A 21,265-nucleotide genomic window follows, 5' to 3' on the forward strand; every position below is an offset into this window, starting at 1 on the left:
ATCCCTCGGGCGAGGCGAGCGGTCGTCAGGGAAGCACGATGATCGGCTGCTGCGTTGTCGGCGGCGCCCACAGCGGCCAGCCCGCGATCGCCGCCTCGCCGAGCATGCCGACCGCGGCGTGAACCGTGCCGTCGGCGCGCAGAAGATGCTCGCCGGGCTGCAGCGACACCTGCTCCACGCCGTTCCCGGGCAACTCGATGGTCCGCTCGTCGACGCCCTCCAGGGTCACGGTGGCGGTGCTGTCCTCGGCGTTGCTCAGGTACAGCATCGCCGACGGGCCGCTCGGCACGCTGAACGGCACGCTGCCGGTCAGCTGCGGGGCGGGCAGCATCCAGCCGAAGTCCTCGCGTCCCTGCGCCCGCACCGTCTGACGGGCGCCGGCGACGATCGGCACGGTGGCATCGATCTCGATGTCGTGCGCGCCGGCGCCCATCCCGGTCAGCGAGATCTCGGTGGGAGTGGCCGCGGTGAGCTCGACCACGTACTCGTCGGAGTCCACCTTGCCGTCGGCACCGCGCACGCGCACGGTCGCGGTGGCGTTCTCCTGCGGCGCGAGGATGCGCAGCAGGATGCCGGTCGAATCGTCGCCGTCGGAGATCGGCTGCGACTGCGCACCCAGCAGGCGCAGGCTCCGCTGCGCGCCGCCGACGCCGTCCTGCACGTCGACGCCGACCGCATCGAGCGTGCGCACGCGCGCCGACTGCAGTGCGGCCCGCACCGGAGCGCCGGTGGCGACCACCTCGATCACCGGCCGCGGTTCGGCGCCGGCGACGGATGCCAGCGTGAGCGTCGTCTGGGTCTTCGGCGGCACGATCTTGGTCGTCGTCCTGCGCTGCGAGCCGTAGACGTTCAGCTCGACGGTCGAGGGCACCTCGGCCGGGTTGGACAGCACGATCACGTCCGACGATCCCGTCGATCCGTCGCCGCCGACCAGCCAGGAGCGCATCCCCGCCTCCCGGCACGGCGCTGCAGCGTATCCGCGCAGGTCCTCGTCGTCGACGCTCACCGACTCCGACGCGGAGATCAGCGGCGCGCTGCGGTCGGCGACCGCAGCCGTGATGCTCTGTGCACCCTCCCCGCCCAGCACGTCCGGCATCGCCAGGTCTGTGGTGCGCGTCTCATGGCCGCGATCGTCGACCCGCAGGGTCGGTGCGGCTGCCGAGACGAGAAGATCGGCCCGGCTCGAGTCGCGACCCAGCGCTCGGAACGCTCCGTTGCAGACGATCAGCGCGTCTCCCGGCACCGGGGTCACGGTCGCCGCAGCGGGCTCGTTCTGCACACTCGGCCAGGGTGCGGCGACAGCCGCGGCGACGCCCAGCACGCACGCCGCGGCGACGGCTGCTCCGGTCGCGATGCGGGCGCCGGTGGCCGCGAGGCGGATCGTGCTCTGCTTCATCGGATCTGCTCCTCGACGGCGGGGGGCGGTGATGCGTGGGCCGCGGTGGGCGGCACTCCTCCGGCGGGTTCGGGCACGCTCTGCTCGGTCTGGGAGGTGGTGTCGCCGGGGTGCGCGTCGGTGTCGTCGTTCGCCCGCTGCGGGGTGATCGGCTCATCGAGCGAACGCCCGACCACACGGGAGCGCGAGCGGGCCGCTCGACGCGACGCCCGGGTCGGGATCGACAGCAGCACGGCGGCGAGCACCACGATGAGCTGACCCAGCCCGATGAGACTCCCGAGGGTGCGCTGCGTGTGCGACGGCTGGGCCCGCTCCGCGGGCGTCTCGGCGGTCTGCCACAGCATCCCGTTCGGTGTGCTGCCCGCCTTCACGAACCCGGCGCGCCGGTCGATCGCCGTGATCGCGGCGTCGCTCATGCGGCGGGCCTGATCGCTCTGCCCGGGACGCGACGAGAGCAGGACGAAGCCGATGCCGCGATCGACGAGTGCGGCCGCCGCGTCGAAGTCCCGCGCCGAGAGCAGATCGACGGCGTCGGCGGCGAGGCCGTCGTCGTGCACGCGGGTCGCCGTGGTGAGCATCGTGGTCTGCGCGCTCAGCGTGGCGCTCGGGCCCCACACCAGCTGCGTGGCGAGGGAGCCGTCGTCGAGCGGGGTCATGACGAGCGTGCCGCTGTCGACGTCGTCCGAGGCGTGCGCTGCGACCAGAGCGGGCAGCGTGCTGGTGGCGCCGTTACGGATCTGCGCTTCGCCGAGGTTGACGGCCAGCAGGCCGGGCACGGCGCAGACGAGCACGCCGGCGGCGGTGATGAGCGCCGCGGCCGACCGCAGTGTCGGCACCGCCACGACCGTGTCGAGGGTGACCAGAGCGGCGCCGACGGCGCCGAGCCAGGCGAAGCTCAGACCGGTGCCGGGCCAGATGCCGACCGCGTCGCCCTGCGCGAACGACACCTGCACGCCGACCGCGAGCATCGAGGTGAGCAGCCCGACCGCGGTGGTGGCCAGCAGGGCGAAGCCCGCGCGCCAGCGGGGCGAGAGCGCCGAGGTCAGAGCGAGCAGGGCCACGGGAACGAGCAGCAGGGCGACGAAGGGCGCGAAGCTGCCGTCGAGCAGCCACTCCCACCCGCCTCGGTCGGGGGCCGGGAACCCCTGCGCGATGAGCAGGCGCCCCGCGGCATCCGAAGCTGCCTGGGCGAGCGGGGCGACAGCGCCCGGGTCGGCCAGCAGCGCCCACGGGTCGCCGTGACGCAGCTGCCAGTAGATGAGTGGCGCGAACAGCGCGGCCGCGGGGATCAGCAGCCAGAACACGCGCACGGCTCCGCGCACACGGCCCGCGGCGAGCATCGCCATCACCGTCAGACCCCACAGCGCCGCGAAGGCCGGGGCGAGCGACGGGGCGCAGGCGAGGGATGCCGCCGTGAGGAGGGATGCCGCTCCCGCCGCGCCCCAGGATCGGTGCGCCACCACCGCGGAGTGGAACAGCCAGGGCAGCAGCAGGTGCAGCAGCACGGCAGCGGGTCGGCCCTGAACGAGAGCGGCGAGGAAGGTGGGCGCCAGCGCCCAGAGCACGCCGCCGAGGATCCGAAGGCCCGACCGGTCGGTGATCCGGGTCGCGGCGAACCATCCGCCGAGCACCGCGAGCGGCAGGGCGCCCAGCCACAGGAGCACGACCGCGAACGACGGCGAACCCGGCCAGAGGGTGCCGAGCACCGCGAGCACTGCCGCGAACGGGTCGGCGGGGCCGATGATCCCGGCACCGAGGTCGCGCAGACCCCATCCGGCGTCGTTCCAGAGGTCGGCGACGCTCTGCTGCATCGGCAACAGCTCGCCGCCGCCGATGCTGGGCCAGGCGAGCAGGGGGAAGAAGGCGGCGACGCTGACGACGAGCGCGGCGAGAACCGCCCACGCTCCGCCGCCGCTGAAGAAGTGCAGCTCGCTGACGGCGCCGCGCTCGCTGCCGTGCCCGTCGTCGAGGCGGTGCCGCAGCTGGGTACGGGTCACGCGCAGCGGCGCGATGCCGGCCCACGACGCGGTGCGGAACGAGCGGATGGCGCGTCGCGAGCGGGTGACCGCGGGCACGGCGAGCATGGCTGCCAGAGCCGCGCCCCATTCGGGGATGACCGATCCCGGCCGCTTGCCGATGAGGTGGATGATCGAGCGCCACAGGGCCAGCGGCAGCAGGCTCAGCCAGTGCAGGGGCACCGCGACGGCGGGCGCGTACGCGAGTCGGCGGTGCAGCTGAGCGCGGCGGCTCGTCCAGGTTCGCGCCGTCTGTCGCTGCGGGAGCGCGGCGACGCCGTCGGGTCGCACGCCGATCCGCGCCTTCGGCACGAGCACGATGCGCGCACCGCCGAGCCGAGCGCGCACACCCAGGTCGAGTCCCTCGTCGGCACCGCCGAGACCCGGATCCGGACGCAGCACCGCTGGTGCGGCTCCGCGGATGAGCATGCCGCGCACATCCGCTCCGAGTGCGTCCTCAGCGGCGTCGTGCTGACCCTGGTCGAGTTCATCGGAGGCGAGCTCGACGGCACGGCCGAACCGGCTCATGCTGACACCCAGCGAGACGATCTCCCGGTCGTCGTCGTGCCTTACGAGCTTGGGCGCGGCGAGCGCCGCCGACGGCGAGCGCTCGAGCGATCCGGCGAGAAGCTGCAGCGCCTTGCGGCGGGGCCGAGAGTCGTGAGTGAGCATCCAGACCGAGCTGCCGGTCGCCACGCGCGGCTGGGCGAGCGCGACGGCCTCGGCGAACGTGGTGGTCGCGCGTGCCTCGATGATCGCCTCGACGCTGTGCCCGATGCCGTCGATGGCCCTCACCTGTGCGCCGCTGCCCAGGACGACGACGGTGACGGCATCGGGCGGCGTCGTCTGACTGCGGAGGGCGTCGAGGGTCTCGCTGAGCTGTGCGGCTGCGGAGTCGCCGGTGCGTGCGACGACGATGGCGTGTACTCGGGATGGCATGGCAGAGCCAGCCTAGACAGGCATCCGCGGGGCGCCGGTCATCGGACTCGGCGTGCCCGCGAAGCCGTCAGCTCGCGCGGCGCTTGAGCTTGCGACGCTCGCGCTCGCTCAGACCACCCCAGATGCCGAATCGCTCGTCATTGCTGAGGGCGTACTCGAGGCACTCGCCCCGTACATCGCACGATGTGCAGATGCGCTTGGCGTCTCGTGTCGAGCCGCCCTTCTCGGGGAAGAACGCCTCGGGGTCGGTCTGCGCGCACAGCGCGTCGACCTGCCAGGCGAGCGCGCCATCATCCTCGGCGTCAGCCCGGCGTACACCGGGTACGCCGAGGTTCACTGGATCGACGAACCAATTCTCGGGAACGTCCGACCGGTAACCCGTCATCTCGATCTCCCAACCCTGCATGTGCCCTCTCCGGGCCGTGCACCACTAATTACACCCGTGTCATTCGCCGCGGTCAAGTCGCGGATCGTAAACCCTCAACGGGGCGTTTAAGGTTCATTGAGTCTCATCGGCGTGTCGCGGCGGCGAGAACGGACGAAACCGGAGCGGGTGCGGGCGGTGCCGGCGCGATAGCCTGAACCCGATGGCCGTGTACAGCAAGCATCCCGTGGCCCCTCGCCCCGCGGCACCGCCGCGCGAGGCGACCGGGCATCTGCTGGTGCGCGCGTACAGCGTGCTGGCCATGTTCTGCCTCTTCGCGCACACGGCGGTGTTCAACACCTTCGGCGCGCTCGGGTCGGGCATCCTGCTCGTGATCCTCGCGGCCGGCGCCCTGGCCATCTGGGTACCCGAGGTCGTCGCGCAGCGTCCCACCCGCTTCCCCTGGCGCCGGCTGCCGTGGGCTGCGCTCGGCTACGCGACCCTCGCCCTGGCATCCACCCTGTGGTCCCGCTGGCCCGCCGCCACGCTGCTCACCTGGTCGCTGCTGGCCGCCATCACCGTGACGGCCGTGCTCATCGCGACCACCCTCACCTGGAACGAGATGGCCCGGGCGATCTCGAGCGCGCTCAAGCTGGTCCTGGGTCTCTCCCTGGTGATCGAGCTGTGGGTCGCGCTCGTGCTGCGGCGCCCCCTGCTGCCGAACTTCGTGGACCTGCCCGAGGGGAAGATCGACCCTCACCTCTACTGGGTGCGCGGAAACCTGTTCGACGACGGTCGGATCCAGGGGGTGGTGGGCAACGCGCACGCTCTCGCGATGATGTGCCTGTTCGCGCTGATCGTCTTCGCGGTGCTGTATGCCAAGCAGGTGCGCCGGCGCACCATGCTCATCTTCTGGGCGGTGCTCGCCGCCGTGCTGCTCGTGAAAGCCGCGTCGGCCACCGTGTACCTCAGCATCGCCGTCGTCGTGGTCGTGCTGGCCGCCGTGTTCATGATGCGTCGGGCATCTCCGCGCCGACGCGGCCGGCTCTACCTGCTCTTCGCCGCCGTCGCCGTCGTCGGCATCGGTGGTGCGGTGCTGCTGCGCGACCGGATCCTCTCGGCTCTCGGCAAGGACGGCGACCTCACCGGGCGCACCGAGATATGGCAGGCCGTGTGGGAGCGCGCGATCACCCGGCCGGTGTTCGGCAACGGCTTCTCCTCCCCCTGGGTGCCCTGGGATCCGGCATTCGACGGCTGGATCCTGAACCACGGGCTCAGCGTCTTCCACGCGCACGACATGTGGCTCGACGTGTTCCTGCAACTGGGCGTCGTGGGCGTCGTGCTGATGGCGGTCGCCTGGCTGGCACTCCTGTGGCGGGCGTGGTTCTTCGCCGTCGACCGGCCGCGGTGGGACCTCGACGCCCGCCGCCCTTACTCCCCCCTATCGCTGCTGCCCGTGCTGTTCACGGCGGTGCTGCTCGTCGAGGGCCTCGCCGAATCGGCGCCCATCATGCTGTGGGGCTGGCTGCTGCTGATCCTGCTCTCGTTCAAGATGAAGGCCGTGCCGCTCATCGGCGTCGGCGTCGGGGAGCGCACCCCCGTCATCTCGCACGGCCCGCAGCCGCGGCAGGTGCCATGACACCGCGGCGCTTCGTCGTCTCACTGCTGGGCTCGGCGCTGTTCGCCCGTGCCTACACGCTGACCGCACTCACCGCGGTGTTCTCGTCGTTCCTGATCGAACGGATGATGTCGCCGGTGAGCCTGGCGACGATCATCGGCGCGCTCGCGGTGCTCGGCGTCGCCGTGCTCGTCGTGCGCCGAGACGAGCTGTCTCTGTTGCGCTTCGCCCCGACGTCGCTGCTCGGCTTTCTGCTGCTCGCGCTGCTGAGCGCGCTCTGGTCGTCGGATGCAGGGGGCACGGTCGCCGGCTGGCTCACCCTGCTCGGGTACGCCGTGATCGCGATCACCATCGGGCACGTGCGCGACACGCTGCAGACGGTGCGCGCCATCGGCGACACCCTGCGCTGGCTGCTGGCCCTCTCGCTCGGGCTCGAGATCGTGTTCGGCATCCTGCTAGACAGCCCGTTCCGGTTGCTGGGCATCGAGGGCTCGCTCGCCGACGGCGGCCCCGTCCAGGGCATCTTCGGTACGCGCAACATGCTCGGCTTCATCGCGGTGGTCGCCCTGATCACCTTCGTGATCGAATGGCGCACGCAGTCGATCGGCCGCGTCGCGGGCGTGCTGTCGGTCGCGCTCGGCGGCTCGCTCGCGCTGTTCTCGGCCTCGCCGACGGTCGTCGTGCTCGCGGCGGCGGTGGGCGTGGCGACCGCTGCGCTGGTGATCGTGCGGCACACGCCCGCTCACCGGCGCAGCGCCGTGCAGGCGGCACTCGGCGGGCTGGTCGTGGTGGGACTGGTCATCGCGTTCGCGTTCCGGCATCGGATCATCCGGATGCTCGACGCCGGCTCGGATTTCTCGACCCGCGCCGATCTGTGGAACATGATGCTCGATTTCATCGCCCAGCGACCCGTCACCGGCTACGGCTGGTTCGGCCCGTGGCCGCGGGGCGAGTACCCGTTCACGTACATCAACTTCCTGCTGTCGGATCGACACCAGTCGGCGCTGAACGCATACTTCGACACGCTGCTGCAGCTCGGCTCGGCCGGGCTGGCGCTCTTCGTCGTGCTCGGCGGCGTTGCGCTGGTGCGCTCGTGGCTGGTGGCGAGCGTGCGACGCTCGGTGGTGTACGCGTGGACGCCGCTCGTGCTCGTCACGCTCGGTGTGGAGTCGATGTTCGAGAGCTTCGCGCTCACCGGAACCGGCTGGCTTCTGCTCGTGCTCTGCGCCCTGCGAGCCGGGCAGACCAGGTCGTGGCGAGAGAGCATCGATGCGGCGCACACTGGGGCGATCCCGACGCTCGGGCCGGAGCGTCCTCGCTGAGTCGTGCAAGCGGGGCTGTCGCCGAACTCTGAGGCCACGACAGGTAGGCTTTCTCTTCGTGACCCACGTGCTGCAGAACGTCGTCTTCCCGCTCGACCGCGACCCCGATCTGCTTCCCCTGTATGCGGACCCCGAGACCTGGTCGGTCATCGACGAAGAACCGGTGCGTGTGAGCAATGTCGCGCATCTGGGCAACATTCTCGGCAGGCATAGCGCTCGTGTCGTCTCCGGCCGCCGCGTGTCGCTGGGCACCTACTTCAACGCATTCCCCGCTTCGTACTGGCAGCACTGGACGAGCGTCCGGCAGGTGCAGTTGACGGTGCGGACCTCTGGTCCGGCGACAATCCTCGTCTACCGCTCGAACGGGGGCGGAGTCCGGCAGCGCATCGACACGCGCGAGGTATCGGGCGACGCGAGCACATCATTCGACCTGTCGCTCACCGAGTACAGCGACGGCGGATGGATCTGGTTCGATGTCGTCGCCGATGAGAATCACGCGGTTCTCGAAGGTGCACAGTGGACGACTGAGCAGGAGCCCGTCCGGCGCGGTAAGGCCTCGCTCGGCATCACGACGTACAACAAGCCCGACTACTGTGTGGAAACTCTGAAGGCTCTGGCCGCATCACCCGATGCTCTCGAGTTCGTCGACCGCATCTTCCTGATCGATCAGGGCACCCAGCTCGTCGCCGAGCAGGAGGGGTACGACGACGTCGCGGCCGAACTGGGTGAGACCCTCCAGATCATCCGCCAGGACAACCTCGGCGGATCCGGGGGCTTCGCTCGGTCGATGCATGAGACGCTGCAGCGACCGGAGAGCGACTTCGTCCAGCTTCTCGACGACGACGTCCGCATCGAGCCCGAGTCACTGCGTCGTTCGATCGTCTTCGCCCGCTACGCCACCACCCCGGTGCTCGTCGGCGGCCACATGTTCGATCTGCTCGACCGCCCGAAGCTGCACGGCTGGGCCGAAGTGGTCGACGAGCATCCTTTCATGTGGCGCAACCTGTATCAGGAGAAGATGCCGCACGATTTCGGCACAGCAAATCTCCGTCAATCGCCGCTGCTGCACATGCGGATGGACGCAGATTACAACGGCTGGTGGATGTGCCTCATCCCTCTCGACGCCATCCGCAAGGTGGGCCTCTCACTGCCGGCCTTCATCAAATGGGACGACGCCGAGTTCTGTCTCCGCGCCGGAGAAGCCGGCTTCCCCACCGTGTCGCTTCCCGGCGTCGCGCTCTGGCATGTGTCGTGGGTCAACAAGGATGATTCCATCGACTGGCAGGCCTACTTCCACGCGCGCAACCGGATCGTCGCCGGTCTGCTGCACTCGAACGCTCCCCGAGGAGGCCGGCTGCTCAAGCACAGCCTTCGGGTCGATCTCAAGCACCTGATGATGATGCAGTACTATCCCGTCGCCCTGCGCGCACGCGCACTGCATGACGTCTTGTCGGGTCCTGCTCACATGCGCGTGAACTTGGCGACGGCGATGCCCGCGGCACGCAAGCTGGCCGGGGAATTCCCCGAGACAGTGGTCAATCGCGACCCCAGCCGGGTTCTGCACTCGCGCAAGGGCAGGCAGGTGTACAAGCGCCTCAAGCAGCACCAGTTCGACAGCCCTACCGGACTTCGCCTTCGCTGGTTCACTCTTCGCACCCTGATCGCCCATTGGCTGCGCAGCCCCGATCCTGCCAACGTCGCTCAGCCCGAGGTCGAGTTCGGCAAGGGCGATGCCCACTGGTGGCGCGTGCCGCTTTTCGACAGCGTTCTCGTCAGCTCCGCCGACGGTTCCGGCAAGAACGTCTACACGCGCGATCGTGCTCAGTACCGACGGATGCTCACCGAGAGCGTCAGACTGCATCGACGTCTGCGACGGAACTGGCCGAAGCTTCAGGCCGAATATCGTGCCGCGCTTCCCGACCTCGTCTCCGATGAATCCTGGCGGCGGATGTTCGAGGAGCAGGCATGAGCTCCGCCGAGTTCGACCCCGCATCCGCATCGATCGTCATCGTCACCTACAACCGCTCGCACCTGCTGAGCGGGCTGCTCACCAGCATCCGGTCGATGGACCCGAAGCCGGGCCGCGTCGTGATCATCGACAACGCGTCGTCGGACGACACGACCGACGTCGTCGACTCGTTCCGCGACGGAATCGGCACCGAGATCGTCTACCGCCGGCTCGAGACCAACACCGGCGGCTCGGGCGGGTTCAGCGAGGGCATGCGCACGGCGTACGAGCTGGGATCCGAATGGATCTGGATGATGGACGACGACGTTGAGGTGCTGCCCGACGGTCTCGCGAAGATGGGCCGCTGGTCGAGGCGCTTCAAGAGCATCCAGGGTCGGCGCTACGACTACGACGGCAGCGAGTTCTACTGGCAGTACCGCATCGCCGACCGGATGGGCATCCCGATTCCGTTCGCGCCGTCGAAGTTCGACTCGTCGGGCTTCAAGGGGATGAACAGCGGATGCTTCGAGGGCATGTTCATCCATCGTTCGATCGTGGCCAAGATCGGCCTGCCCGATCCGCGCTTCTTCATCTACTGGGATGACCAGATGTACGGCTGGCTGGCATCGCGCCTGACCACCGCTGTGATCGTCGACGAGTTCGTGCTGCGCCGCACGCGTGAGATCAAGCAGTGGGACATGGGCATCCGGCACATGAACGCGTCGAGCAACGCGTACCGGTACTACATCATGCGCAACCGCGCGTTCATCAAGAACTACTACCGGGTGCACGGGGTGTACAACCCGGTGCTGTTCGGCCTGGGCACCTCGGCGACGTTCGCCAAGGAGCTGATCCGGCTGCTCTTCGTGGAGCGCACGGTGCGCGGGACGAGCAACCTGTTCCGCGGCCTGCGTGACGGGGGCCGGATCGGCCGCGATCGCACCTGGCAGCCCATGCCGGCACTGGAGGCACGATGACCGAGCAGCAGCCCGAGTACGTCTGGGCGTACCCGGACGAGAAGCCCAAGCGCGGCCGCACGTGGCTGATCGTCGGCCTGGCGGTGGCTGCGGTCGTGATCGCCGCGCTGGTGTTCTGGCTGTTCCTGCGGCCCGGGGCGCCGCATGCAAGTGCGACGCCCACGCCGAGTGCGTCGCCGTCGGTGAGTGCGTCGCCGTCGGCTAGTGGTTCGGCCGCGCCTTCCGCAACGCCGGAGCCGTCTGAAACCGCCGTCCCGACACCGCCGCCGGTGCCGGATCCCGACATCGACACCTTCCGAGGGCAGGTGCGGGGCTGGTTGGATGACGCCGGCACGGGGCTGGACATCGTGTCGAGCAGCAGCGGGCAGGAAGCACTTGCGGTGATCGACGCGCTGGAGGCGGATGCTCAGAGACTGGCCGACACCCCGGCGCCCTCCTCGATCACCGCCGAGTGGAGAGACAAGCTCTCGGCCTACGAATCACAGCTGGGTGAGCTGCGTTCGGCGGCGACTAACGGATCGACGATATCTGTGGGGGCTGCACGCTCGGCCCTGCAGTCGCTGCACGCGCTCGTCGGCCTCTGACGCATAGCCCGCCCGCCACCTCGCGGATCAGTGCGCGTTGTGGTCCGCGTTATAACGGTCGAGCACGTCTTTGATCGGTCCGTCGAGCACCAGAGCACCCTTGTCGAGGTAGAGCCCGCGCTTGCAGAAGCGGCGCAGATCGCGCTCATTGTGGCTGACGAAGAAGAGGGTGCGCCCCTCGGCAAGCAGCTCGTCGATGCGCTTGTAGCACTTGTCGCGGAAGGCCTTGTCGCCGACGGCGAGGACCTCGTCGACCAGAAGGATCGGCTCGTTGAGCTGAGAGACGACGGAGAATGCGAGTCGCACCTTCATCCCGTTGGAGAGATGCTTGTAGGGCGTCTCCTGAAAGTCCTCCAGCTCCGCGAAAGCGATCATCTCGTCGTAGCGCGAAGCGACCTCCGCCTTCGACATGCCATGTAGACCGGCGGTGAGACGCACATTCTCGCGGACAGTCAGGTCGCCCACGAATCCGCCGGTGAGCTCGATGAGCGGAGCCACGCCCCCGCTGACACGCACGCTGCCCTCGTCCGGCAGCAGAACGCTCGCCACAAGGCGGAGCAGCGTCGACTTGCCCTGACCGTTTCGCCCCACCACTCCGATGGACTCGCCGGGTTCGACGGTGAACGACACATCTCTCAGAGCCCAGAACTCGCCGGGACGGGATCGACGACTCGCTCCCGCGAAGAGATCTTTGAGAGTGCGTCGTCCGCGACGATTGCGGCGAAAGCGCACGCCGAGATCGGCGACTTTGATCGCGGGTTCCATCACAGCTCCTTCAGCACGGGGCGTTCCAGCGTGCGGAACACCCAGATCCCGAGGGCGAGGATCGCGAAGCTCGTCAGCGCGCTGATCGCCACGACTTCTGGACGCCACTGGTCCGGGAAGAATGCCATCCGATACAGGGAGAAGATCCCGGCGAGCGGATTGAACATACCCAGGGTCTGGAACACCCCGGGCAGGTCGTTGACGCTGTAGATGATCGGTGTGGCGTAGAAGAGCGCTCGGAGGATGAGCGCGGTGGTGCGCTCGAGATCGGTGTACAGGGCGCACAGCGGCGCGACCAGCAGCCCGAGGCCGACGAGCAGGACGGTCTGCAGCAGAATCGCCACGGGGAACAGCAGAATGCCCCATCCCACGTGCGCCGTCTTCGCGGGGTCGCTCTCGAGGAGGACGTTCGCCACGACGAAGATCGCCAGCACGGGCAACGAGAAGCAGAACTCGATGCCCTTGCTGAGCACGATGCGGTTCACCCAGATCGAACGCGGGATCGCGGTCGAGCGCACCAGTCGTGCGTCCTTCTTGAACGCGCGGGTGAAGTCGCCGACCGATGAGTTGAACCACACCCAGGGCAGCAGAGCCGTGATGAGGAAGATGATGTAGGGCTGCTCACCGACGGTTCGGTCGAACACCCGTGTGAACACGAACCAGTAGATCGCGCTCATCACCAGCGGGTCGAGCACCGACCATAGGTACCCCAGTGCGCTCGTCGAATAGCGCACCTTGAGGTCACGGGCCGACAGCAACCACAGCGAATGGAAGTAACGCTGCGGGGTGCCGGGCGCACCGACGGCGGTCCTGCTCATGTTCTCGTCAGTCGCCCTGACCCGAAAGCTCGTTTCGCCACATCGAGAGTGCGGAGCCGATGGCCATGTGCATGTCGAGGTACTGGTAGGTGCCGAGTCTGCCGCCGAAGTGCACATCCGTCTCGCCCTTGGCGAGGTCCCGATACGCGAGCAGGCCCTCGCGGTCGGCCGGCGTGTTCACCGGGTAGTACGGCTCGTCGTCTCGGCTCGCGAAGCGTGAGAACTCGCGCATGATGACGGTCTTGTCGGACTCGAAGATCTCTTTGCGCTCCGGGTGGAAGTGCTTGAACTCGTGGATGCGGGTGAACGGCACGTCGAGGTCGGGGTAGTTCATCACGCTCGTGCCCTGGAAGTCCGCGATGTTCAGGACCTCCTGCTCGAAGTCGAGCGTGCGCCAACTGAGTGCACCCTCGGCGTAGTCGAAGTAGCGGTCGACCGGACCAGTGTAGACCACGGGCAGCTGCCCGACCGTGTCACGCTTGTTCAACGGCTGAGTCTCATCGAAATAGTCGACGTCCAGCTTCACATCGATGTTTGGGTGGTCGGCCATGCGCTCCAACCATGCCGTGTAGCCGTCGGTCGGCAGCCCCTCCCACGTGTCGTTGAAGTAGCGGTTGTCGTAGGTGTACCGCACGGGGAGACGGCTCACGATATCGCCTGACAGCTTGTGCGGGTCGGTCTGCCACTGCTTCGCCGTGTAGTCGCGGAAGAACGCCTCGAACAGAGGGCGGCCCACGAGGGCTATGCCCTTCTCCTCGAAGTTCTGCGCCGACTTCACGTCGAATTCACCCGCCTGCTCCTTGATCAGCGCTCGGGCCTCATCGGGCGAGTACGCTGCGCGGAAGAACTGGTTGATCGTTCCGAGGTTCACGGGCATGGGGTACACCACGTTGTCGTGGTTGGTGTACACGCGATGCACGTAGTTCGTGAACGTCGTGAACCGGTTGACGTACTCCCACACGGTCGGATTCGACGTGTGGAACAGGTGCGCGCCGTAGCGGTGGACCTCGATGCCCGTTTCGGGCTCGGCTTCGCTGTAGGCGTTGCCTCCGATGTGCGAGCGGCGGTCGATGACTGTCACCTTGCGACCGGCTTCAGCGGCGCGCTCGGCGATGGTGAGGCCGAAGAAGCCCGACCCGACGACAAGGAGATCCATGGCATCCATCGTATCGGGGCGCGCGCGATACAGATCACTGGCGCTGTCGGCACAGCGGATTCGCGATCAACGCGCACATGCTCTGGCAGAATTGACCGGATGTCGAACTCACTCATGGTGATCCGCCGCGCCTGGGCGCGCAGCGAGGTGCGCTACCTCGTTGTCGGCGGCGTCTGCTTCGCCGTTGATCTCGGCCTGCTGTGGCTCGCACATGATGCTCTCGGAGTGCCACTTGCGATTGCCACACCCATCGCGTTCCTCGCCTCTTTCGTCGTGACGTACACGTTGCAGAAAGTGGTCGCGTTCACCTCGGATGCCCGCGTGGCTCCCAGCGTGCTCCGGTACGCCGTGCTTGTCGCCTTCAACACGCTGGTGACCACTGGGATCGTGTGGGTCGTCGCAACTCTGAGCGGAGGGTGGATACTCGGCAAGGTCGTCGCCGTCGCCGCCACCACCATCTGTAACTACTTCGCCTATCGATATTGGGTGTTCGCCACCCCACGACCCAAAGGGGCCCATGTATAAGAACGCTGTGATCGCCGCAGTGGTGCCGGCGTACCGCGAGGAGCTGATGATCGCAAAGGTCATCGAGACGATGCCCGACTTCGTCGATCACATCGTGATCGTCGACGATTGCAGCCCCGATCGCACCGCGGAGGTCGTGCTCGAGCAGCACGATGATCGCGTCACGCTTGTTAGACATGAAGTGAATCAGGGTGTCGGCGGCGCGATCGTCACAGGTCACCGTGCGGCGATCGAGCTCGGTTCCGATGTGAACGTCGTGATGGCCGGCGACGCGCAGATGGATCCTGATTACCTGCCTGATCTCCTCAACAAGGTGACCGACGACGGCTTCGGCTTCGCGAAGGCGAATCGCTTCTACGGTCCGGAATCCTTCCGCGGCATGCCCGGGCACCGTGTTTTCGGCAACGTCGTGCTGTCATTCATGAACAAGCTCGCGTCGGGCTACTGGAACCTCTTCGACCCGCAGAACGGATACACGGCGATCCGAACGTCCGTGCTTCGACGGGTCGATCTGGATCGCGTCTCTAAACGCTACAGCTTCGAGAACGATCTCCTCATCAAGCTCAACATCCTTCAGGTGTCGGCCACCGACGTGCCCATTCCCGCTGTGTACGGCGAGGAGGTGTCGAGCATTCGGTTGCGCAAAGTCATTCCGGAGCTGCTTCACAAACTCACCGCCGGCTACTGGTCACGCATCTGGTATCGCTACGTGCTGTGGTCCTTCTCCCCCATCGCTCTGCTGCTGTTCGCCGGCATCCTGCTCACGCTGTTGGGAACAGGCATCGCGATATGGGTGATGTTCCAGATCGCGTCTTCCGTCGTGGCCACCGCGGCGACCGTCATGCTCGCCGCGTTGCCGCTGATGATCGGCATACAGATGCTCATCGCCGCGCTGCAACTGGATATCCAGGCGACACCGGACCAGCCCGACCTGGAGCCGTTCCCAGCGAACAGGTGAGCGCGCCTCCTGTCACCGGCACGCGATGATGCGATACAGTGCCGCGTCTCCTTGACGATCCTCGAGTTCGACTACGTCGGGGCCGAGGTCTGTGAGGCCCGGGTAGGCATGATCGTCGTTGTGTATCTCTTCCGTCCCGAAATCGAGAACCCACTGGGTATCAGTGGCTTTCAAGGCTTCGCACACCGTCGGATCTTCCGCGGCACGGTTCAGCTCGGTGACGATCGTGGTCATATCCGGCGTGAGCGCCTGGAAGATGTGCGGAACAAGCGCTCGACGTCCGACCAGCGCGTAGCTCAAAGATGTGCCCGTCCACGGGCTGCCGACAATGACCTGGTCGGGCGCGACATGGCTCGGGAGCCGTTCGATCAGCGCTCTCTCGTCGTCGTTGATCAGCGGGGATGTCGCGTCCTGCCGGTACATGCTCTGCGTGTTCGCGGTCTCGGCAGCGAGTGCAGACCCGGTCTGCGTAAGGACGAGGACGACCAACGCGGCCGCAACACCGGCAAACGACGGCACTGCAACCAGCGCCTTGTGCGTGCGCGATTGAAGCAGACGGGCAAGAAGCATGCTCAACCCGGATATGCCGATCGCCCCCATAGGCACCAGCACAGCAGGGAAGAGCGCGGCAATCCGGTAGACGTCCTGGTACCACGTGCCCGTGATCATGTAGCGGATCGTTCCTTGCGGCCAGGTGAGGCAGACGACGTAGATCGTCGAGAGCGTCACCAGAGAGGCGATGAGCCACCAGTGCCGGCGCATCCGAGGCGCGATGAGGATCGTGAGCAGACCGGCGAGCGTCACCGCGACCACGGGAAGGCTCTCCGGCCGCCACACCAGTCCTCCCGTGAGAAGCTGGCGTAGCGCATCGGAAACCGTGGCGGACGGCGGCCAGTAAGCCAGCTCCCGCGCAGGGCGCGCGTAGATCAAAAGCAGTAGAGCACCTACCGCGAGAACTGCGAGAGAGGTTCCGAGCTGGCGTCGGCGGTGCACAGGAACGTGCGTCTGCCGCGCACGTCGTGACCAGGTGATGAACCCGATCAGGCCGATCCAGAACGCGATGATGACCCAGGCGATCAACGTGCTCGGATGTGCGAGAGCCAGAGACGGGACGACGGCGACCAGCAGAGACCACCGCACGACCGCGGGTGGCCCTTCCCCCCTGCCGAGGCCGGAGACGAGGACGACCGTCGCTATGGCCGATGGAAGGAGTGAGATGGACAGAACGTTCGGATACAGCACGCCGAAGTCGAGCATCAGCAGAGGGAACGCCGCCATGCCCACGGAGAGAACGCCGGCCGCGACGGTGGCGTCGACCCGCGGACCGACGATGGTCCGGACGAGCCAGATGCATGCGATCGGCCACGCCACGGCGCCGAGCACGATGCTGACCGCGTTGACGGCGATAGGGATGCTCGCCCCACTGAGATGGGACGTGGTCGCGACAACGACATGCCAGAGATCCGGGTAGAAGCCCGGCAGCATCTGACGGGTGGGCGCGATGAAGCCCTCGTCGAGCACTAGGCGCGCAGCGTTGAGATGGTAGATGTTGTCGAACGTCTGGGAGATGTGGTCTGGCCGACCGAACGCGAACATCAGCCGAGGGGCGGCGACGACCGCGGCCAGCAAGGCAGTCAGAAAAGGCGCGATAGAACGCCATCGCGACGAGCCCGTAGCGCGCGAGGCCTCACCGCGATGCGGCGACCACCGGTCGCTCGCCCATCGGATTGTCATCGCGATGCCGAGCAAGAGCACGCACGATATCAGCCAGGCAAGCAGACCCCACCGAAAGGGGATCACGGCGTTGACCAGAGCTGCGGCGGTCAGCAATGCCGCCGAAAGCGGCATCGCGGCGGCCAAGGCGGTGAAGCCGCGCAGCCGCACGAGGAACGCCGCGATCAGCCCGGGAAGAACGAGAACTGCAGCCGCGGAGACCAGGGCAGGGATCTGAGCCCACCAACTCATCGGCGCTGGGCACCCTCAGCTGAAGAGCACCGGCTCGCAGGTTTCATTTGCAGGTCAGAGCTCGCTGGCATACACATACATCAATGCTACTGAGCGCCGGAGCGCCAACATGCACCTAACGCCTCGATAGTCGCCTCAACCGTCTTTCCCAACCCAAGCGGTCGCGTCAGCTGGCGGCGCCTACGACGATGCGCGGGGTCCCCGCCCACAGCGAAGCGTCGGTGGCGTTGCGCCCGTCGACCATGAGCTTCACGCCGGGTATCCGTTCGGGTCCTACTGTCCGATATTCCGCATGGTCTGTCTGCAGCACTGCCAGCTCGGCGGCTTCGCCTAGCTCGTAGGGAGTGAAGCCGAGTCGGCGAAGTTCATCATTCGAGTACATCGGATCATGCACGAGCACATCAGCGCCTCGTGCCTCCAGAGCGGCGACGGTCGGGAACACACCCGAGAACGCGGTCTCTTTGACTCCCCCTCGATACGCGGCGCCGAGCACGACCGCGCGTCGACCGGTAAGGTCACCGAGGACGTCTGCCGCCTGCGCGACCAGTCGCTCGGGCATCGAGGCGTTGAACTGACGAGCTACCCGAACGATGTCCGCGTCCGGATCCGTCGACAGGTACAGGCGGGGATAGACGGGGATGCAATGTCCGCCCACGGCGATGCCCGGGCTGTGGATGTGGCTATAAGGCTGCGAGTTGCAGGCCTCGATCACCTTGTACACGTCGATCCCGTGGCTGGCGGCGAAGACACCGAACTGATTGGCGAGACCGATGTTCACGTCTCGATACGTGGTCTCCGCCAGCTTCGCCATCTCAGACGCCTCCGTCGACCCGAGGTCCCACACTCCGTTCGCACGCGGCAGGTCGGGACGGTCGTCGAATTGCAGGACGGCCTCGTAGAACTCCCGCGCACGCCGAGTGCCCTCGTCGGAGAGGGCGCCGATCAGCTTCGGGTACTTACGCAGATCCTCGAACACACGGCCCGTAAGCACGCGCTCCGGCGAATAGACGACGTGAAAGTCAGTCCCTTCCCTCAGTCCGGACCCTTCCTCAAGCATCGGCTTCCACCGTGAGCGTGTAGTGCCAACGGGAAGTGTGGTCTCGTATGAGACGAGCGTTCCCGGAGTGAGGTGCTCGGCCAGAGACCGCGTCGCCGCATCCATGTACTTGAAGTCGGGCTCCCAGGTCTCGTCGTTCACGAAGACCGGGGCCACCAGAACGACCGCGTCCGCATCTGGGATCGCCTCGGAATAGTCCGTGGTCGCACGAAGACGGCCCGCCGGGATGAGCTCTGCGAGACGCTCCTGCAGGTGCACCTCTCCGGGGAAGGGCTCCCGGCCTGCGTTGATGATGTCGACCGCCTGCTGATTGACGTCGACGCCGACGACATCGTGGCCGGATGAGGCGAACTGAACGGCAAGGGGAAGCCCGATCTTTCCGAGGGCCACGACGGCGATGCGCATGGTCATAAGTCTACGGGGAGGCAGCGACTGCGCGTTCTCGATGCAGTCCTTGCTAGGCTCGCTCGTCGTGACAAAGGACAGGGAAGACGCCGGAGTTCAGCGCCTCGACGCGATAACCGGCCTGCGCTGGTGGGCTGCGCTCGCCGTGTTCGGGCAGCACGTCGTCAATCTGGTCTCGGTCTCGCCCACCCTCCTTCCTGTCCTCGGCTTCGGACATCTCGGAGTCAACTTCTTCTTCGTGCTCTCGGGATTCGTCCTGACCTGGTCGTGGCGAAGAGGTGTCGACCGCCGCACGTTCTACTGGCGTCGGTTCGCCCGCATCTACCCGCTGCACTTGGTCACTCTCGCGATGGCGATCCCGATCTTCTACCGATTCTCATCGCCACCCGGCGACCAGTCCTGGGTCAAAGGGGTGGACATGGTGGCGCTGGTGCTCTGCGTGTTCCTCGTCCAGGGGTGGTCTCGCGACCCGGATCTGCTATTCGCCGGCAACCCCGCATCCTGGACGCTCACTGTGGAAGCGTTCTTCTATGCTCTGTTTCCGTTCGCCATCCCCGCGGTTGCTCGACTGGGTCGGCGAAGTGGACTTCTTGCGGTTCTCGCCCTCATCGCCCTGCTCTTCGCCCTTCGCGGCCTGACGCTGATGCCCGCCACGGCGGGGGTGGCGACATTGCCGTTGCCCTTGCTCCATCTACCTGAGTTCTTGGCGGGCATGACGCTCGCGCAGGCCTTCCGGATGGGGTGGCGTCCGCGGGTGCACCCCGTCATTCCTGCGGTAGCGATCACGATCTGGGTCGTCGGCCTGTCCACGCTGCGGGTGCACGGCAGTCCCGCTGCCACCACTGTCGGCGCGTTCAGCGGCGAGGTCGTCACCGCTCTCTGCGCGCTGCTGATCGCCAGTGTCGCGTCACACGAGCTCAGGGGGCATGCGAGATTGATGCGAGCCCGACCGCTGGTGGCACTCGGCGAGTGGTCGTTCGCGTTCTACCTGATCCACGCAATACTCATCTATGCGGCCCTCGAAGCATTCGGCCGTCAGACCGGGAGTGGACTCCGTTCAATCGCGTGGGCGGCGCTTGTGTTGGCGGCCTCGATCGCCCTTTCATGGGCCCTGCACGTGTTGCTCGAACGGCCAGTCGAGAAGCGTCTCCGAGATTGGCAGCGTGGTCGCCGCGCCGTCCAGCCGCTGCGGAATCGATGATGCGGACGTCAAGCAGATTCCCTAACGATTTCGGGCAGGATCGAGGCATGGACCAACTCGCGGGTCGCCGGATTGCTATCGTTTCGCGTATCTACGCGCCCGAGCCGGGAGCAGCGTCACTCCGGCTCAGTGCCATGGCCCGACTCCTGAGCGAGTCGGGTGCACATGTCGATGTACATACCAGCAGAGCCCCCGCTGGCTATTCACCGGCCGACGCGCAGCCCGGGATCCGCGTCCGTCGCTTTCCCGTTCTGCGGGACAGGAACGGCTACGTCCGTGGCTACATCCAGTACCTGAGCTTCGATATCATCGCGTTCTTCGCTCTTCTGTTCTTACGCAGGATAGACGCCGTGATCGTCGAGCCTCCGCCCACCACCGGTTTCCTGCTGCGCATCGCCTGCCAGCTCCGGCGAGTCCCCTACCTCTTCTACGCCGCCGACATCTGGTCCGAGGCGGCACAGGTCGCCGGCGCGCCGACTCTGGTCGTCTCATTCGTCAGGTGGATGGAGCGAGTCACTTACAACGGCGCCGAGGCCGTGCTCGCCGTCTCGGACTCCGTCGCGCGGCGGGTTTCGGGAGTGGCACCGCATGCGGATGTCGAGGTGGTCGGCAACGGCTACGACTCGGATACCTTCCGACCCGACCCCGACGCCTTACTCGGCGCACCTCCCTACCTGCTCTATGCCGGTACTGCCTCCGAAGTGCACGGTGCAGGGATCTTCATCGAGGCCATGCAGCGCGTGCTCGCGGTGATCCCGTCTGCACGTTTGGTGTTCGTGGGTCAAGGGGCCGACCGCGCAGCGATCGAAGCACGTGCCGCGGCCGTCGCGCAAGACGCGATTGAGTTCCATCCGCGGCTCTCGCCGGAGGCCACCGCTGACTGGATCCGCGGCGCGAATGCGACTCTCGCCAGCGTGCATCCTGACGGATACGAAGCATTCCCGACCAAGATGTACGCGTCAGTGGGATGCGGAACGCCCGTGATCTACACCGGTGGTGGGGAAGGCGCGGACTTCGTGCTGAACCAGCACGTCGGGTGGTCGATCCCCTACGACGTCGCGGCCGTTTCGGATGCCATGATCCAGGCTCTGCTCGCACCGAGAAGTGTCGAGGAACGACAGGAACTCGCGGAATGGGCCACACGGAATCACTCTTTGAGGAGGGTGTCGGGTCGGGTCGCGAACGTCCTCGGAACTGTGATCAGACGGCGCGGCATCCCCAGTTCCACAACCAAGAGGAGAAAGAGCTGACC

At 66.9% G+C, this 21,265-nt stretch carries 17 protein-coding genes; 9 read left to right on the forward strand and 8 right to left on the reverse strand.

Annotation, left to right across the window (positions count from 1 at the left end; translation table 11 throughout):
* Nucleotides 1-25: 25 nt before the first annotated feature.
* The 3 genes from ACWGSM_RS03290 to ACWGSM_RS03300 all read right to left on the reverse strand — a co-directional run bounded on the left by ACWGSM_RS03290 (nt 26) and on the right by ACWGSM_RS03300 (nt 4,735).
* Complete coding sequence (locus tag ACWGSM_RS03290; RefSeq protein ID WP_452321534.1) at nt 26-1,396, reverse strand: DUF5719 family protein; 1,371 nt, start codon at nt 1,394-1,396, stop codon at nt 26-28.
* A complete protein-coding gene (locus tag ACWGSM_RS03295; protein ID WP_452321535.1) occupies nt 1,393-4,350 on the reverse strand; it encodes a glycosyltransferase in 2,958 nt (985 codons plus the stop codon). Before ACWGSM_RS03295 ends, ACWGSM_RS03290 begins: the two co-directional genes overlap by 4 nt.
* Nucleotides 4,351-4,417: 67 nt before the next feature.
* Nucleotides 4,418-4,735 (reverse strand): WhiB family transcriptional regulator, encoded by a 318-nt coding sequence (locus ACWGSM_RS03300; RefSeq protein ID WP_101187161.1) that lies wholly within the window; start codon nt 4,733-4,735, stop codon nt 4,418-4,420.
* Nucleotides 4,736-4,937: 202 nt separating this feature from the next.
* Between ACWGSM_RS03300 and ACWGSM_RS03305 the strand changes: the two genes are divergently transcribed.
* The 5 genes from ACWGSM_RS03305 to ACWGSM_RS03325 are packed head-to-tail and all read left to right on the forward strand — an operon-like array spanning nt 4,938 to nt 11,163.
* Nucleotides 4,938-6,353: an O-antigen ligase family protein gene (locus ACWGSM_RS03305; protein ID WP_452321536.1), complete on the forward strand. Its 1,416-nt coding sequence runs from the start codon at nt 4,938-4,940 to the stop codon at nt 6,351-6,353.
* Entirely contained in the window at nt 6,350-7,654 is a 1,305-nt protein-coding gene (locus ACWGSM_RS03310; protein ID WP_452321537.1) for an O-antigen ligase family protein, read from the forward strand. Before ACWGSM_RS03305 ends, ACWGSM_RS03310 begins: the two co-directional genes overlap by 4 nt.
* A 58-nt stretch (nt 7,655-7,712) precedes the next feature.
* Nucleotides 7,713-9,623 carry a glycosyltransferase gene (locus ACWGSM_RS03315; RefSeq protein ID WP_452321538.1) on the forward strand — a complete coding sequence of 637 codons (1,911 nt, stop codon included), beginning with the start codon at nt 7,713-7,715 and terminating at the stop codon, nt 9,621-9,623.
* Nucleotides 9,620-10,579 (forward strand): glycosyltransferase family 2 protein, encoded by a 960-nt coding sequence (locus ACWGSM_RS03320; protein ID WP_452321539.1) that lies wholly within the window; start codon nt 9,620-9,622, stop codon nt 10,577-10,579. The genes ACWGSM_RS03315 and ACWGSM_RS03320 overlap by 4 nt, the downstream gene beginning before the upstream one ends.
* A complete protein-coding gene (locus ACWGSM_RS03325) occupies nt 10,576-11,163 on the forward strand; it encodes a hypothetical protein (RefSeq protein ID WP_452321540.1) in 588 nt (195 codons plus the stop codon). The genes ACWGSM_RS03320 and ACWGSM_RS03325 overlap by 4 nt, the downstream gene beginning before the upstream one ends.
* A 27-nt stretch (nt 11,164-11,190) precedes the next feature.
* Here the strand turns inward: ACWGSM_RS03325 and ACWGSM_RS03330 are convergent, their stop codons facing one another.
* From ACWGSM_RS03330 to glf, 3 genes are read right to left on the reverse strand one after another with little or no spacing between them, the layout of a single operon-like run.
* On the reverse strand, nt 11,191-11,928 hold the full coding sequence (locus tag ACWGSM_RS03330; protein ID WP_452321541.1) for an ABC transporter ATP-binding protein: 738 nt from the start codon (nt 11,926-11,928) through the stop codon (nt 11,191-11,193).
* Nucleotides 11,928-12,746 carry an ABC transporter permease gene (locus ACWGSM_RS03335; protein WP_452321542.1) on the reverse strand — a complete coding sequence of 273 codons (819 nt, stop codon included), beginning with the start codon at nt 12,744-12,746 and terminating at the stop codon, nt 11,928-11,930. Before ACWGSM_RS03335 ends, ACWGSM_RS03330 begins: the two co-directional genes overlap by 1 nt.
* Nucleotides 12,747-12,753: 7 nt before the next feature.
* Nucleotides 12,754-13,902 carry a UDP-galactopyranose mutase gene (glf, locus tag ACWGSM_RS03340; protein ID WP_452321543.1) on the reverse strand — a complete coding sequence of 383 codons (1,149 nt, stop codon included), beginning with the start codon at nt 13,900-13,902 and terminating at the stop codon, nt 12,754-12,756.
* A 99-nt stretch (nt 13,903-14,001) separates the two neighbouring features.
* Between glf and ACWGSM_RS03345 the strand changes: the two genes are divergently transcribed.
* Together ACWGSM_RS03345 and ACWGSM_RS03350 are read left to right on the forward strand one after the other, a co-directional pair.
* Nucleotides 14,002-14,427, forward strand: coding sequence for a GtrA family protein (locus ACWGSM_RS03345; protein ID WP_452321544.1), 426 nt, complete (start codon nt 14,002-14,004; stop codon nt 14,425-14,427).
* A gap of 7 nt (nt 14,428-14,434) precedes the next feature.
* Complete coding sequence (locus ACWGSM_RS03350; protein ID WP_452321545.1) at nt 14,435-15,385, forward strand: glycosyltransferase family 2 protein; 951 nt, start codon at nt 14,435-14,437, stop codon at nt 15,383-15,385.
* Between the two features lie 12 nt (nt 15,386-15,397).
* Here the strand turns inward: ACWGSM_RS03350 and ACWGSM_RS03355 are convergent, their stop codons facing one another.
* Both ACWGSM_RS03355 and ACWGSM_RS03360 read right to left on the reverse strand, forming a co-directional pair.
* Entirely contained in the window at nt 15,398-17,350 is a 1,953-nt protein-coding gene (locus ACWGSM_RS03355; protein ID WP_452321546.1) for a DUF6541 family protein, read from the reverse strand.
* Nucleotides 17,351-17,516: 166 nt separating this feature from the next.
* Complete coding sequence (locus ACWGSM_RS03360; RefSeq protein WP_452321547.1) at nt 17,517-18,812, reverse strand: nucleotide sugar dehydrogenase; 1,296 nt, start codon at nt 18,810-18,812, stop codon at nt 17,517-17,519.
* Between ACWGSM_RS03360 and ACWGSM_RS03365 the strand changes: the two genes are divergently transcribed.
* Nucleotides 18,805-20,013, forward strand: coding sequence for an acyltransferase family protein (locus tag ACWGSM_RS03365; protein ID WP_452321548.1), 1,209 nt, complete (start codon nt 18,805-18,807; stop codon nt 20,011-20,013). The genes ACWGSM_RS03360 and ACWGSM_RS03365 overlap by 8 nt on opposite strands.
* 47 nt (nt 20,014-20,060) lie before the next feature.
* Nucleotides 20,061-21,263 carry a glycosyltransferase family 4 protein gene (locus tag ACWGSM_RS03370; RefSeq protein WP_452321549.1) on the forward strand — a complete coding sequence of 401 codons (1,203 nt, stop codon included), beginning with the start codon at nt 20,061-20,063 and terminating at the stop codon, nt 21,261-21,263.
* The last annotated feature ends 2 nt before the right edge of the window (nt 21,264-21,265 follow it).

It is taken from the genome of Microbacterium sp. NPDC055521, assembly GCF_053619695.1.